The sequence below is a fragment of the Nocardia sp. NPDC003963 genome (genome assembly GCF_053605105.1).
In genome coordinates, this window is sequence record NZ_JBSGIP010000002.1 from 161,974 (window position 1) to 177,521 (window position 15,548).

General features: G+C 67.8%; 12 protein-coding genes. All 12 read right to left on the minus strand.

Features of this window, described 5'->3' with window-relative positions:
• Positions 1-31 precede the first annotated feature (31 nt).
• The 12 genes from ACWEWT_RS09360 to secD all read right to left on the minus strand — a co-directional run bounded on the left by ACWEWT_RS09360 (position 32) and on the right by secD (position 15,490).
• Entirely contained in the window at positions 32-301 is a 270-nt protein-coding gene (locus ACWEWT_RS09360; RefSeq protein ID WP_030521531.1) for a hypothetical protein, read from the minus strand.
• Positions 302-308: 7 nt separating this feature from the next.
• On the minus strand, positions 309-608 hold the full coding sequence (locus ACWEWT_RS09365) for a hypothetical protein (protein WP_030521532.1): 300 nt from the start codon (positions 606-608) through the stop codon (positions 309-311).
• Between the two features lie 96 nt (positions 609-704).
• Positions 705-1,358, minus strand: a complete 654-nt coding sequence (locus tag ACWEWT_RS09370; protein WP_452557839.1) for a hypothetical protein — start codon at positions 1,356-1,358, stop codon at positions 705-707.
• Between the two features lie 250 nt (positions 1,359-1,608).
• Positions 1,609-2,475: a MinD/ParA family ATP-binding protein gene (locus ACWEWT_RS09375; protein ID WP_452557840.1), complete on the minus strand. Its 867-nt coding sequence runs from the start codon at positions 2,473-2,475 to the stop codon at positions 1,609-1,611.
• 14 nt (positions 2,476-2,489) lie between these two features.
• The gene (locus ACWEWT_RS09380; RefSeq protein WP_452557841.1) at positions 2,490-3,422 is read right to left on the minus strand and encodes a hypothetical protein; all 933 of its coding nucleotides are present in this window, start codon (positions 3,420-3,422) and stop codon (positions 2,490-2,492) included.
• Between the two features lie 57 nt (positions 3,423-3,479).
• Positions 3,480-5,126, minus strand: coding sequence for a cutinase family protein (locus ACWEWT_RS09385; RefSeq protein ID WP_452557842.1), 1,647 nt, complete (start codon positions 5,124-5,126; stop codon positions 3,480-3,482).
• 619 nt (positions 5,127-5,745) lie between these two features.
• Positions 5,746-8,142, minus strand: coding sequence for a RelA/SpoT family protein (locus tag ACWEWT_RS09390; protein ID WP_452557843.1), 2,397 nt, complete (start codon positions 8,140-8,142; stop codon positions 5,746-5,748).
• Positions 8,143-8,319: 177 nt separating this feature from the next.
• Positions 8,320-9,897 carry an ABC-F family ATP-binding cassette domain-containing protein gene (locus tag ACWEWT_RS09395; RefSeq protein ID WP_452557844.1) on the minus strand — a complete coding sequence of 526 codons (1,578 nt, stop codon included), beginning with the start codon at positions 9,895-9,897 and terminating at the stop codon, positions 8,320-8,322.
• Positions 9,898-10,096: 199 nt separating this feature from the next.
• Positions 10,097-10,603, minus strand: coding sequence for an adenine phosphoribosyltransferase (locus tag ACWEWT_RS09400; RefSeq protein ID WP_452558087.1), 507 nt, complete (start codon positions 10,601-10,603; stop codon positions 10,097-10,099).
• 97 nt (positions 10,604-10,700) lie between these two features.
• Positions 10,701-12,386 (minus strand): ABC transporter substrate-binding protein, encoded by a 1,686-nt coding sequence (locus tag ACWEWT_RS09405; RefSeq protein WP_452557845.1) that lies wholly within the window; start codon positions 12,384-12,386, stop codon positions 10,701-10,703.
• A gap of 18 nt (positions 12,387-12,404) precedes the next feature.
• A complete protein-coding gene (gene secF, locus ACWEWT_RS09410; RefSeq protein WP_452557846.1) occupies positions 12,405-13,613 on the minus strand; it encodes a protein translocase subunit SecF in 1,209 nt (402 codons plus the stop codon).
• A 2-nt stretch (positions 13,614-13,615) separates the two neighbouring features.
• Positions 13,616-15,490, minus strand: coding sequence for a protein translocase subunit SecD (secD, locus tag ACWEWT_RS09415; RefSeq protein ID WP_452557847.1), 1,875 nt, complete (start codon positions 15,488-15,490; stop codon positions 13,616-13,618).
• Positions 15,491-15,548: the final 58 nt, after the last annotated feature.

Below are 15,548 nucleotides of genomic sequence, written 5' to 3' on the forward strand. Positions count from 1 at the left end.
GCGCAGGTCGTTCTCCTCGCCTCGCCCCGGCTCATCCGGGCAGGAATGCCAGGGCGATACCGGAGGCGCCGCTGGCCACGATCGCGCCGAGCAAGCTCATGAGCACACCGTGTGACGCGTCGTTCATCGCCAGATCGCCCTTGAAGGTCAACCACAGCTTTCCGGCCGAAACGATCATCCACGCCAGACAACCCATGAGAACGAACCACAGCAACCAGTTCAGCAACTGCATCAACGGTTCCAACACTTCGGCCGGCATCTGCTTGTACGCCAGAACACCGGCCGCCCCGACCAGATCCATCACAACCTCACGTTCCGATGACAGCGTTCATGATGGTGCCGGCACTTGTCGCGACCACGCCGCCGATCATCGCCCCGGCCACCATCTTCGGGGACTCCAGCCCGCCGCCGGTCCATTTTTCCCACGCGAACTTGCCGCCCGCGTAGATGATGCCGCAGATCCCGGAGAGCAGCACGAACCAGGTCAGATACCGGACCAGCTGCAGGATCTTCTCCGACCCGGGCGGTGCCTCGGGCGTCGGATTGCCCACCTGGGCCACAACAACGGTGTCGTAGACCTGGTGAACCGCAAGAAGTACGGTGCTCATCGGGTGCCTTTCTCGATAGCTGAGGTGCAACATTCGGTCCGCGCGTGCGCGGGGAGCACGACACGGTTCACCTGCTCGACGGCGGCGATCACGGCATCACTCCTCTACGAATCTCGATCGGCCCCGGGCGGGGGCGGCCTCCGATTCCTCCAGCGCGGCCCGGGCGGCCGCGACGATTTCCGAACCGAGCTCCCGGATATCGAGCGGGACCTCGTCGAGTGGGTCGATCCGGCGGCGGCGCTGTACGGAGGTCGCGACTCCCGGCGTCCACACCGGCAATTTCTCCGGTTCGACCAGCGTCCACTCCTCGTACCACGGCACCTGCCACACCTGTCCGGCCAGCGAGGCGACCACCTCCCGGTAGCGCCGGATCTCCGGCGCCATCCGGCCCGGCCGCGCCGCCACCGTGACCAGGCCGAGTACCTGGCTGGGCCCGGCGAATCCGGAATGATGCTGGCGCAGCAGATCGTGCGCATGGGTCAGTCCCGCGATGGTCTCCCGCGCCACCAGTACGACGAACGGCGATTCGCGATCGAACACACCGGGCCAGCGCCGGCCCGAATCCGCGGCCGGCGCCAGCACATGGGCGAGCGAACTCGCCCCGGCACCACCGTGGACACCCAGCAGCCACACCAGTGGCGCGCGACCGGCGCCCGGAACAGGACGGTCCCAGACCGCGGCACGGCGTGATTCCGGCGGCGGTACCACTCCGGCAACAGCGTTACGGTCGGGTCGGCGAGGAAGATTCATAGCAACAGACATTTTGCCTCCCCCCGAGACGGGGCGGGTAATCCACGGAGCCCGGAGCCGGAGCGCCGCATCCGGCCCGCGGAGCTCGAAACGAACCCGACCGCAGGCGATCCGCGGAGCGCGGAGCGATCGAGCCGCATACGATCCGCGGAGCCCGGAGCGAAGGCGACTGCATACGATCCCGCGGAGCTCGAAGCGAGGCCGATCGCATGCGTTCCGCGGAGCCCGGAGCGAAGGCGGAGGGATCGCATCATGAGGCCATCCCGGCGAGTAGGCGCTCGTAGGTCTGGCGCGTCTCGTCGGCGAGTGCGATGTGCCGGACCAGTTCGCCACGCGCCAGATGCGGGTCGTAGGGCACCTCGACGATATCGCGGACCCATCCGGACAGATGCTCTCGCAAATGATCGGCGACCCGCGAATCGGCACCGCGTTGCTGATGGGAGACCACGATGGTGGTGTCGCCGACGATACCGCCGCCCATCGGCTCCGACGCGTCGCCGTACTCGTCGTCGAGCCATTCGAGCGTCACCCGCAACCGGTTGGCCGCGTCGACCCGCGCCGGGATGGTCAGGACCAGTGCGACATCCGCGTCGTCGAGCAGCGGCCGCAACTGCCGGCTCGCGATCGGGTTCCCGCCGTCGTAGACCCCGGTGTACCCGGCCTGGTCCACCGCCCGGGCCACCGTGAGATAGCTCGCGCGGCGGCGCAGCGGCGCGGCGTCACGCCACAGCAGGCCGATACCGGATGTCGCCCGCGACATACATTCCTTCAAGGGGGCCGGTTCGTCGTCGCCCCGGCCGTACAGCCATTGCTGCATGCTGATCGGGTGCAGATGCTCGTCGGCGCCGCGCAGCGCGAGATCGCCGCCCGCCGGAGTCGCGTCCACCGCGACCGTTGCCGCCCCGGAGAGACCGAGTTCGCCCGCCAGGCCCAGCGCGGTGGTCGTGGTCCCGGCTCCCCCGCAACCACCTACCACCAGGATCGGCCGGGGCGCACCGGCCGCACGGGTCCGGGCACCGCCCGGCAACCGCACCACCCGCGCCTTCCGGTCTCCGTCGGTCCCGTCCGCGGCCGAATCCGGCCCCGTATCGAGCCAGCGGCTCCAATCCTCTCCCATCGCTGCACTCTCCTCTATCCGGCCGAGATACCCGTGATGAGGGTGCGGCCGTCGATCACCGCGGTGGTGACCGTTTGCCTGCTGTAGGTCGCGGGTTCGCCACCGGGCCGGAACTCGGTGACCTCGACCGTGTACCGGCCGTCGGCCACGGTAACGATCCGCACGCAGTGCGCGGTTCCGGGCGCGACGCTGTCGATACCGGCCTGGATGATCTCGGGGGCGGATACCGGTGCGTCGGGCGCGACCGCCGCCCGTGCCTCGGCACCGGAACGCTGCACGTAGTAGGCGTATTGGAAACGCAGGATGGCTTCGGGTCCGGAAGTCGTTCCGCCGGGCCCCGCCCCGCTCACCACCTGGGCAGTCTGTTCGGCCGGGCACGCCGCGGCGGTGGGATCGGTCCCGGTGCTGCCCGCGGTGAAACGTAGTCCGGCACCGCCGTCCGGCGCCCCACCGGAACCGGCGACACCGGGCGTACCCGGTGCCAGCAGGTACAGGACCACGGCCGCGGCGATACCGAGCAATACGACGGCGGCGACGAGGACACCGGCTGTCCGCCGCCGACGGGCACCGTCATCGGGTCCGGCGTCGCGCAGCCGGGACGGAGCACGGCCTATCCGGGCCGGTTCGGCGAGTTCGTCATCGGCGTCCGTCCAGGGGAACCGGACCAGCTCCGCATCGCGGTCGTCGTCCGGCACATCCACCCAGTCCGACCAGCCGCCGGTGAACTCGGTGCGCCGCCCGGAGAGTTCGGCGGGCGCCGGGTCGGGCCGTGCGGATGCGCTTGCGGCCCCGGCGATGTAGTCGGGGTACCTGGCAGGGCCGTCATCGGCCCCCGGCACGTCCTCACCGGTCGATTCGGGCGCGCTCGCCGACACGTTCGTATCGCGCGCCCCGTCCGGCTCCAACGGGTCGTACCATCGATCGAGCTTATTGTAGGACTTCAACATTCCCCCATTCCCGTGGCGCCGGGCGCGTGATCTGGCATCATCGATCCCTCTCGGCGATCAGTTCACGGAGAACGAGTCGGTTTCGGTTGTACCGGGAGCGGGAGCGGTGGCCGCCGGACCTTCCGGGGCACCATTGTTCACTCCTGTCCCAAATGGGAATTGTCCCGTACCGGAGGGAGCGGGCGCGGGAGACGCGCCGGGGTCGGAACCTGAGAATCCACCGGGAGCGGGCGATCCTCCGTCCGGCATGCTTCCGACCTGCGGCGCCGCCTTTTCCGGGGCGGGTTCGTTACCGCTGCCGTGGACGGCGGCGAGATCCCGCGCGGCAGCGGCGAACCAGTCGGCGATGAAGCGGGTGGGCGCATCGCCGGTGGCCGAAATGGCCGCGTTGCCATAGGCCTGGTGCCGCTGGATGGTGTCCCAGTACCGGACCCAGGTCGTAGTATCGAGCAGCGCGTGATTGTCGGTGATGTTGTCGATCACCGCGTTGAAAGACTGACTCACCAGCCGGATACCGGTGGTGGGCGGCACGAGCTGCGGAATCGCTCCGAGCAGTTTGACTCCCAGCATCAGCAGCGCCGCCGGTGGATTCGCCAGGCCGGCCGTCGCCAATTCGGCGATCGCCGTGGGGTTCAGCACCGTCCGGACCACCGTGACCACGGCGTTCAGCCCGATCATGCCCACTTTGAGCAGTGCGCGCATGGCACCCGGGATATCCAGCGGAGTGCGCGGATCAGCGGCGTCGGCGAGCCGCTCGGAGATGGACTTCTTGGGTGAGATGTTCAGTGTCGCCAGTGAAGTGCCCTGGACATCCTCGTTGACCACCTTGGTGGCGGTTTTGATCGAGGTGAAGGCGAGCGCCTGCGCGATCGAGGTGAGCGAGGCGATCGGATCGCCGCCGCTGAGTTTCATCTGCCCGACGACACCGGCGACCGCCTTGAGGATCGGTGCGCCCTCGGGTGCATCGCAGGCGAGATCACCCGCGGCACAAAAGCTGGCCACACGGCCGGTGAGCTCACCGAAATTCTCCGCGGTATCGCGGTCCGGCGCGATACCACCGCCGGTGGCGGGCGTCTGGTTCAGCGCGGCGATATGCCCGATCTCGGTGCCTTCGGTACCGGGTGCGGGATCGGGATTGGCCTTACCGGGCGAACCGGGGAACAGCGGCGCGCCCGCATTACGGGTGGGGTCGCCGATCAGGGCCACGGCGGCAACCTTTTCGGCGGGCAGTGCGCCCTGCCCCTGGCCTACCTCCTGTGCGAACACCGACGCCACATGTGCGCCCTGGGAATACCCGACGATCGCGAAGCGGGTCTCCGGGCAGCGCTGCGCCACCGAGTTCGCCATGCTGCGCAGCCGGATCAGGCCGCCTTTCACCGAATCCGAATACGGTGTGGCGCTACCGCCGTCGACCCCACCGAAACTGGATTCGTAGGGCACATACGCCCGCTCCACGAGCCCCTGCTCGGGTGCCGCCGCCATCAGCGGCCGGAACACGGTGGACAGCATGCCGGTATCGGTCGTCGGCGCGGCATCAGGGGACGATTCCCCGGTGCCCTGGATCCCCAAGGCGTACAGTGCCGGACACGATGTCACCGCGAGTTCGGTGGACGGGCCCGCCGAATTGGGTGATTGAGCGTACGCCGGGGCGACGAGTGTGCCCGCTGTCGCCGTCGCCACAGCGACGGTGAGTGCGATCAGCATCCCCGAGAATCTTGTGTATCCAGCCATAGCGACCCGCAATCAGTCCTACGCAGTTACCGAACGCGACGAAACGCAGTAAACGGTAACAGATTCCGGCTATGACCGCTGAAGCGGCGAAGAGTTTACGCGACCCGCCGGGCACATCCGTACGTGACGCGGCGCGCCGAAGCCCGAACGTTATATATTTCCGACAGACCCGGATCGCCTGCCAAGCCCCCGAAACACTCCCGTGGACAGGGTCGAACCGTGGGCGTATCCGCAGTCCGCGCACGGCCGAGGCAGAGGCCCCCAGGCGGAGCGAACGGGCAGGTGCACAGAGGACGCGGCTGGAACCGACGCGGAACTACGCGGGAAGGGTTCGAACGGAGCGAACACGGAGCTATGTGGCAACGCGGACAGCCGGACCGGAGGTACGCGGGCGGGGTGGACGGTGGGTACGCCGGACGCGCACGACCGGAGCGAAAGAGTGGGTACCCGTGAAGCGCACGACCGGCGCCGACCACCCGGGTACGCACGACGCGCACTACCAGAACGAACCCCGAGGTACGCACAGAGCGCAGGCCGGAGCGAACGCGGAGGTACGCACGAAGCGCAGGCCGGAACGAATGCGGAGGTGCGCTCAGGCCGCTGAGGTGATCCGGTACACGTCGTAGACGCCCTCGACATTGCGGACAACGTTCAGCAAATGCCCGAGATGCTTCGGGTCACCCATTTCGAAGGTGAATTTGCTGATCGCGACCCTGTCGCCGTGGGTGGCCACCGACGCGGACAGGATGTTGACCTTCTCGTCGGCGAGAACCTTGGTGACATCGGAGAGCAGGCGGGTGCGGTCCAGCGCCTCGATCTGGATGGCCACCAGGAACACCGAATGCGGTGACGGCGCCCACTCCACGTCGATGATGCGTTCGGACTGCGCGCGGAGCGAATCGGCATTGGTGCAGTCGATGCGGTGCACACTGACCGACCCGCCGCGGGTGACGAATCCCATGATCTCGTCGCCCGGTACCGGGGTACAGCATTTGGCCAGTTTCGCGACGGTGCCCTCGGCGCCGGGGATCAGGACACCGGCATCGCCGGTGAGCCGCTGCCGCGACGGTGTGGTCGACGGTGTGGACCGTTCGGCGAGTTCGTTCTCGACATCGCCGATACCGCCCAGCTGGGCCATCAGCCGCTGCACCACATGGTGGGCGGAGACCTGATGCTCGCCCACCGCGGTGTAGAGGGTGGAGATATCGCCGTAGTGCAGTTCGTGGGCGACGGCGGTCATGGCGTCGACGTTCATCAGCCGCTGCAACGGCAGACCGACGCGTTTGACCTCCTTGTTGATCTGCTCCTTACCGCTCTCCAGGGCTTCTTCGCGGCGTTCCTTGGCGAACCACTGCCGGATCTTGGCCTTGGCGCGCGGCGAGACGACGAAGGTCTGCCAGTCCCGGCTGGGCCCGGCGTTGGGCGCCTTCGAGGTGAAGACCTCGACGACCTCGCCGTTCTCCAGCTGGCGTTCCAGCGCGACCAGTCGCCCGTTGACCCGGGCACCGATGCATTTGTGCCCGACCTCGGTGTGTACCGCGTAGGCGAAGTCCACCGGCGTCGATTTCTGGGGCAGCGTGATCACATCACCCTTGGGGGTGAAGACGAAGATCTCCGGCGCCTTGAGGTCGAACCGCAGTGATTCCAGGAACTCGGCGGGGTCGGCGGCCTCCCGCTGCCAGTCCAGCAGCTGCCGCATCCACGCCATATCGTCGACCTCGGCGGCATCGCCGGAGTGGCGGCCCTTGGTCTCCTTGTAGCGCCAGTGCGCGGCGATACCGAACTCGGCGGTCCGGTGCATATCGTGCGTGCGGATCTGCACCTCGAGCGGTTTACCGTCCGGGCCGACCACGGTCGTGTGCAGCGACTGGTAGACGCCGTAGCGGGGCTGGGCGATGTAATCCTTGAAGCGGCCGGCCATCGGCTGCCACAGCGAATGCACCACACCGACGGCGGCGTAGCAGTCGCGCACCTCGTCGCACAGGATCCGGATACCCACCAGATCGTGGATATCGTCGAAATCCTTCCCCTTGACGATCATCTTCTGATAGATCGACCAGTAGTGCTTGGGTCGGCCCTCGACGGTGGCGGGTATCCGGGACGCCGCGAGGGTGTTGACGATTTCCGCGCGCACCTTTGCCAGGTAGGTGTCACGTGACGGCGCCCGGTCGGCGACCAGGCGGACGATCTCGTCGTACTTCTTGGGATGCAGGATCGCGAACGCGAGGTCCTCCAGCTCCCATTTGACGGTCGCCATACCCAGCCGGTGCGCCAGTGGCGCGATCACCTCGAGGGTTTCGCGTGCCTTCTTGGCCTGCTTCTCCGGGGGCAGGAACCGCATGGTCCGCATATTGTGCAACCGGTCGGCCACCTTGATCACCAGGACACGCGGGTCCCGCGCCATCGCGATGATCATCTTGCGGATCGTCTCGGCTTCGGCGGCCGCGCCGAGGTTGACCTTGTCCAGTTTGGTGACGCCGTCGACCAGGTGGGCGACCTCGGACCCGAAATCGGCGGTCAGTTGCTCCAGCGAGTACCCGGTGTCCTCGACGGTGTCGTGCAGCAGGGCGGCCACCAGGGTGGTGGTGTCCATACCCAGTTCGGCGAGGATGTTCGCGACCGCCAGCGGATGGGTGATGTAGGGGTCACCGGATTTCCGGAACTGGGTCGCGTGCCGTTCGTCGGCGACATCGAACGCGCGCTGCAACTGGGTGAGGTTGGCCTTCGGATACAGCTCCCGGTGCACCGTGGCCAAGGGTTCGAGCACCGGCTTCACCGCAGGTATGCCGCGCTGGCCGGTCATCCGCCGGGCCAGCCGGGCGCGCACCCGCCGCGAAGCCGAACTGGGCACCGCACCGGACGAGCGGACACCGTCGGATTCGGGCGCGGTCTCCGGGCGCGAACCGGCGGCAGGGGCGGGGGTGGCGGCACCGTTCGACTGCGAGCCGGACGTCTGCTCGACATTCGCCTCGCCCAGATGCTGAGTCATGCCACCACCTCTCCGTGCCGCGGCCGATCACCGCAACGTTCCAGACCACCAACTTTAACCCCCACAGCACCGTGGGAAACCCCCACCGCAACACCATCGACATCTCTCGATATACCCGGCTACCCGGTAGAACGCCAGACCACCCTCCCACGTTCCCCGGGCGGGCGGGGCCCGGATTCACCCCATCAGTCCGGCCGGGGTCAGTTCCAGCTGCCGGGTGACCCCTATCTCGTCCAGAAACCGCTGATCGTGGCTCACCACGACCAGCGCTCCCCGATACGCGGCGAGCGCCTGGCCGAGATGGCCGAGACTCACCAGATCGAGGTTGTTCGTGGGCTCGTCCAATATCAGCAGTCCAGGCGCCGGCTCGGCGAGCAGTAATACGGCCAGCGCGGCCCGTAACCGCTCACCGCCGGAGAGCGCCGCCGCCGGCACATCGGCGGCCGTGCCACGGAACAGGAACCGGGCGAGCTGGGCCCGGATCCGTTCCGGTTCGGCGTGCCGGGCGGCCGCGGCGACATTCTCGTAGACGGTCCGGTGCTCGTCGAAGATATCGAGGCGCTGCGGGAGCGCGCGCCACGTCACGCGCGGTGGTTCGGCGGTGATCCGCCGCAGCAGGGTGGTCTTACCCACCCCGTTGCGGCCGGTGATCGCCAGTCGCTCCGGCCCCTGGACGGTGAGCGATACCAGCGGCCCGTTGGCCAGCCTGACCTCGTGCAGGTCGATGACCTGCTGCCCCGGATACAGACGGGTACCGGGCAGATCGATGCGGATCTCACGATCGTCGCGCAGCATCTCCTCGGCCTGTTCCAGCCGGTTCCTGGCGTCTTCGACCTTCTCGAGATGGTTGTTGCGCAATTTGCCCGCCGCGACCTCGGCCTGCCGTTTGCGCTGCCCCATGATGATCTTCGGCTCACGCTTGTTCTCGAACATCTTCTGCCCGTAGCGCTGTCGTCGATCGAGCTTGATCCGCGCCTCCACCAGCTCCCGCGACTGTTTGCGCACATCGCTGCGGGCGTCACGGATTGCGGCGCGAGCGGTCTGCTGTTCCTGCGCGACGGTCCGTTCGTAGTCGCTGTAGTTACCACCGAACAAACGCACCGCGCCGGCACGCAATTCGGCGATGGTGTCCATTCGTTCCAGTAGATCGCGATCGTGGCTGACCACCACGACGGTTCCGGTGAACTGCGCCACGACTTCGTAGAGGCGGGTGCGGGCAGCGCGATCGAGATTGTTGGTGGGTTCGTCGAGCAGCAACACGTCCGGTTCGGCGAGCAGTTGCGCGACCAGACCCAGCAGGACGGTTTCACCGCCCGACAGTGTGTCCAGCCGGCGATCGAGTTGCCGCACCGTACCGGTCAGGTATCCGAGACCGAGCCGTCCGAGCAGCGCCACCGCGCGCTCCTCGATATCCCAGTGCGTCCCGACGACCTCGAAATCGGTATCGGTTCCACCACCGGACTCGATGCGGTGCAGCGCTTTTCGTATCTCGTCGATACCGAGCACTTCATCGACACGGTGACCGGCGGCGAGACCGAGATCCTGGCGCAGATAGCCCAGTTCTCCCGTCACCGTGATCGATCCGCGTGCGGGCACCAGATCGCGTGCGATCAGCCGCAGCACAGTGGACTTCCCGGCACCGTTGGCTCCGACGAGTCCGATATGGCCCGGGCCCAGGACCGCGTCGAGCCCGTCGAACACCGGAGTCCCGTCCGGCCAGGTGAAGGTGAGATCGGAAAAGGAAATATCTGCCACGGCTGCCCCTGGAGGTATCGATACGGAAGCGACGCGCTGACGCGGGCCGCACGAGCGACTACCTCATGAGAGCAACGGCAGCTCCGATCCTCGGGAACAAGACCCCGGCGACGATACACCCCTGACCACCGGGAACACCAGGACATTATGTACCAGGTCACATCCGGGGTCCGGTGACCGGCCCGATGAGATCGGGAGGCTACACCGTCACGATCGACGTGACCGGGTAGCCGCCCTGCCGGGCACGGCCCTCCAGCGCCGCGAGTTCCAGGACGACCGCGGCCGCCACCACCTCGGCCCCGGCACTGGCGAACAGATCGGCCGCAGCGGCCAGCGTGCCGCCGGTGGCCAGCACATCGTCGAGCAGCAGGACCCGTCGACCCCGCAGCGCCACACCGGTGGCCGGGATTTCCAGGGCCGCCGTACCGTATTCGAGTTCGTATTCGCGGGTGACCACGGGCGGCGGCAGTTTGCCGCGCTTACGGACAGCGAGGACGCCGGTACCCAGAGTGGCGGCGACGCCCGCGCCGAGTAGAAAGCCCCGGGCATCCACTCCGGCGACCAGATCGGCGTCCGGTACCAGCGCGGCCAGGCAGTCGACCACGGTCCGGAAACCTTCGGGATCGGCGAAAACCGGTGTGAGATCGGCGAATCGGACGCCGGGCTCCGGGAAATCGTCGGCCCAACGGGTGTATCTGCGTACCATCGCGGCGGCCTGGTCGCTACGTTGGGCGACCGTGCCCGCGGCTTCGACCGCCGCATGCTTGCTCATCGAAACCTCCATCATCGGCAACCCGCGCAGCTCAGCGCTGCAGGACCCACTTGTCCATATTCCAGCCGGATCCGGCCCGGGTGGGCCCCGCGACAGCGTTCTGCAGACCACCGCCGAAAGCGATGGTGCGCGGAGTCGCGAACAACGGAACACTCGGCAGCTGAGCCCACAGCAGGTTCTCCGCTTCGGTGAGCAGATTCAGCTGATCTGTCGAGTTGTCGTCGGCCGCAAGCTGATCCGTGATCGCATCGTAGCGGCCGTTGCGGAATTGACCGGCATTGAGTCCGCTACCGCTGCGCAAACCACTGACCGCGGCGACCCCGTCGAGCGAACCGGAGGGACCGGGCAGTCCGCCCGGACCACCGAGGACGGCGTCCACGGCACCGCCGGCCAATTGCGCGGAACCGAAATCCGGGGTGCTCGCATCCTCCACCGTGATTCCCGCCTGTTTACACGAATCGGCGATCATCGAGACCGTGCGCGCGCGCCGGGCATCCGGGGCGAGATAACCGACCCGGACGGTGAGCTGCTTCTTCCCGGTATCGGCGAGCGCGGATTTCGCGCCGGCCACATCGCCGCCGGCGAACTGATCGGCAGCACCGGTGATCGACGGATAGTAGGCCGAATCGGGCTGTACGGTCCGCGAATCCGACAGACCCGAACCGAGCCCGGTCTCCGGTGCGTCGGTCACCCGGCCGAGCTGATCGAACAGCGCCTGCCGGGGGACGCACAGCGCGAACGCGCGCCGCGCGGCATCCGATTCGAAGACCCCGCCGGTGCTGAGCACCAACTGTTCGACGCCGCGGCTGGGCAATTGCTGGACCGCGAACGCGTCCAGATTCAGCTCGGGCAGCGAACCGGTACCGATATCGACCACCGCGACCGAACCGTCCTGGATATGCGCGGCGAGATCGGCCGGCTTCGGGTACACGACGACCCGGCCGGTGGCGGGCGCGTTCCCCCACCAGCGTTCGTTGGCGACCAGGACCAGACCGTCGTCGAGATCGAAGGATTCGATCCGGTACGGGCCCGATGACGGGAACGCGGTGATATCGAGATCACCGGGCGCCAGATTCCAGCCGGTGTTCCAGAACTGGGCGAGCCGGTCCAGCGCGGGCCGGTCGTCGTTCTGGACGGCGGCGACGATATCGGGCACATTCGCCGCCTGAGTGGCCACGTGCGCGGGCATCAGTTCACCGGCGCCGAACAGGGTACGCCAGGGCAGATAGCGGCGACCCGGCCGAAACACCACGGTGCCGTCCTTGGAACCGGGCTGGCATTCCACCCGCTCGATATCCTCGTAGCCGGCTGTGCTCGCCGAATCGAACCCGGGGAACCGGCCGCTGCGCGCGGCCCAGGTGAACACCAGATCGTCGCACGAGGTGGGGACACCGTCGGAGTAGACGCCGGCGGGGTTGAGCCGGTACTGGATGGTCTGCGCCTCCCCGGGAACCTCCTTGGCGGTCCCGGTATCGGAATCGGCGACCGGCTGACCGTTCGGCCCGGTGTAGAAGAATCCGGTGAGTACCCGGCCGAACACCGCCTGCGCCGCGGCCGCGCCCGCGGTCGTCCCGCCGTTGTAGCTGGTGACGGTGGTGTCGACGGCGTACCCGATCGAGGGCACCTTGTCCTTGCCGGAACATCCGGCCGCCAGTGCGGCAGCCGCGGCAGTCGCCGCGAGCAGCGCGATCGTCCGGCGCAGAGATGAGTGTCGCATCGAACTACCCCTCGTCTGTCAGTGCCGCCTCTGTCGTTTTCCGGTGGGGCGGGCGCCGGGCGGAGGTCCGCCGGGCCCGGTCCTGCGTGGGTTGCGCTGTTCCCGGTCGTCGACGACGCCCGCGGGACGCCGTCCGGGGGCCGCCGCGGCCCGATCCGGGCCGGGGACGGGTCGTCCGCTCACCTGCGCGGCACGACGCGCGTGCACCTTCTTGGTATGCGCCGCCACCGGGCCCCAGCGTTCCTTGATACTCACCAGCAGCGGGGTCGCGAAGAAGATCGACGAGTAGGCGCCGACCAGTGTCCCGACGAGCTGGACCAGCGCCAGATCCTGCAGGGTGCCGACACCCAGCATCCATACCGCGATCACCATCAGGCCGATGATCGGCAGCGCACCGATGAGGGTGGTGTTGATGGAACGCATCAGGGTCTGGTTGATGGCCAGGTTCGCCTGTTCACCGTAGGTGCGCCTGCTGGTGTGCAGGACACCGCGGGTGTTCTCCTCGACCTTGTCGAAGACGACGACCGAATCGTAGAGCGAAAAACCGAGAATGGTGAGCATGCCGATCACCATCGCGGGTGTCACCTCGAAACCGACCAGCGAGTAGACGCCGGCGGTGACCAGGAGGTCGAAGACGAGCGCGGCCAGCGCCGCCAGCGCCATATCCCGTTCGTAGCGGATACCGATATAGACGCTGACCAGCACCAGGAACACCGCCAGCGCGATCAGCGCCTGCCTGGTGATCTGACCGCCCCAGGTCTCGCTCACATCCGAGGCGCTGATGGCGTTACGGCTCGGATTCCCGCTGTCGTCGCGCGGCTGGAACTGGTCGAACAGCGCGGTCTGCAGCGCACCGAGCTGCTGGGCGTCCAGGGTCTCCGAGCGGATCAGGATGGTCTTGCCGTCACCGGTACCCACGGTCTGCACCGATTCCGGATCCGAACCGATGGTGTCGCTGTAGACCTGCTCCACCTGCTCGGTGCTGACATCACCGGCCGGCAGCTGGATACGGGAACCACCGACGAAATCGATACCGAAGGTGAAACCGCGCACCGCCATGCTGATCAAGCAGACCAGCACGATCCCGGCGGTGATCAGGTACCAGCGGCGGCGGTTGCCGACCACGTCGAGTACACCGGTGCCGGTGTAGAGGCGGTTCAACCAGCTGTGCCGGGCGCCGGACGGGCGCGGCGCGGCGGGTTTGTCCATCGTCACGGGGCTGTTCATGGTCACGCCTTCCCGACCGCGGCCTCGGCCGCCTTGCGTTCACGGGCGAGCTCCTGCATCGCGCCGAGCCCGTTCACCGACGGTTTGGCCCAGAACGTGGACCGGGACGCCAGATGGACGAGCGGCGCCGTGACCAGGACCACGACCACCACGTCGAGGATGGTGGTCAAGCCGAGCGTGAACGCGAAGCCGCGCACCTGGCCGACCGCCAGCACGTACAGCACGGCGGCGGCGATGAAGCTGACGGCGTTACCGGACAGAATGGTCTTGCGGGCACGCTGCCAGCCGCGCGGGACCGCCGACCGGAAACTTCGGCCCTCCCGCATCTCGTCCTTGATGCGTTCGAAGAACACCACGAACGAGTCGGCGGTCATACCGATACCGATGATCAGACCGGCGATACCGGCCAGGTCCAGCGTGAACCCGATCCAGCGGCCGAGCAGGACCATGATCCCGTACACCGCGAAACCCGATCCGATCAGCGACAACGCTGTCAGGAACCCGAGCATGCGGTAGTAGACCAGGCAGTAGACCAGCACCGCGATCAGGCCGACCGCACCGGCGAGCAGACCCGCCTTCAGCGAGGAGAGACCGAGCGTAGCGGAGACCGTCTCGGCCTCGGAGGTCTGGAACGACAGCGGTAGCGAACCGTACTTCAGGGTGTTCGCGAGTTCTTTGGCGCTGGCCGCGTTGAAATCGCCGGAGATCGAGGTACGCCCGCCCAGCTGGGGCCCCTGCTGGACCACCGGTGCGCTGACCACCTCGGAATCCAGTACGAAGGCGACCCGCTGCTGTACGTACTCACCGGTCAGCGAGGCCCAGGCATCACTACCGCTGCCCTTGAACTCGAGATTCACTTCGTGCCGGGCCTGCTCGGTGTTCAGGCCGGAGGTCGCGTTCGCGATCTCCTGCCCGTCGATCCGGCTCTTGTCGAGCAGGAACACCTCTTTACCGTCGGTGGAGCAGGTGACCAGCGGCAGGTTCGGATCGTCGTTACCGGCCAGCGGATCGGCCGCCGCGCAGTCCAGGGAGGCCATGGCGAGCTGCTGGGTGGTGGGATCTGCGCTCTGCCGGATGGCCTTGGCCATCTCGATCTCCTGCTGTGCCTGCTCCTGCGGCGTCAGCGACCCTTCGGCGGGCGGCTGCTGGGCACCCGGATCCTGAGGTGCCGGAGCCGGGGTCGTCTCCGCGGGTGCCGAAGGCTCGGCAGGCGGTTCGCCGGGAGCCTGGGCCGGATGGACATCGATCTCGCTCTCCGGCAGGGGCGCGGCGGCGGGTGTCTCCTCGACCGCCCCGGCATCGGGCGATGTGCCGTCCCGAGCGCCGGTATCGGGGGTGGTACCCGCATCGGGAGCCGTACCCGTATCCGCGCCGGCGCCGGGGGCCGTGCCCTCCTCGGTCGCGGGAGCGGTGGGCGCCGGCGCGGGGGCGGTACCACCCGGAGCCGGGGTGCCGGCCGGAGCCTGCTGCCCCGGGGCGGCCTGCTGTGCGCTGGGCGCCGGGGCGGAGTTCAGGACCGGCCGGATGTAGAGCTTGGCGGTACTGGCCAGGGTGCGGGCCTGCTGACTGTCCTCACCCGGGACGGTGATGACCAGGTTGTCCCCGTCGATCACGACCTCGGAACCGGAGACGCCGAGACCGTTGACGCGGTTCTCGATGATCGCCTGGGCCTTGGTGAGACTGTCCTTGCTGGGCCGGTTCCCATCGGGCGTTCGCGCGGTCAGGGTGACCCGGGTACCACCCTGTAGGTCGATGCCGAGTTTGGGTGTCGGTGATTTGTCACCGGTGAAGAACACCAGCGCGTAGATCGCGGCCACCAGCACGCCGAACAAGGCGAGCCAGCGGAGTTGGTGCGCCGATCCCTGGGACGGTGGCACAGGTCGTCATCTCCTAGGCGGAAGTTCTGGGTGGAACGGCCACGGCACATGCCTATAC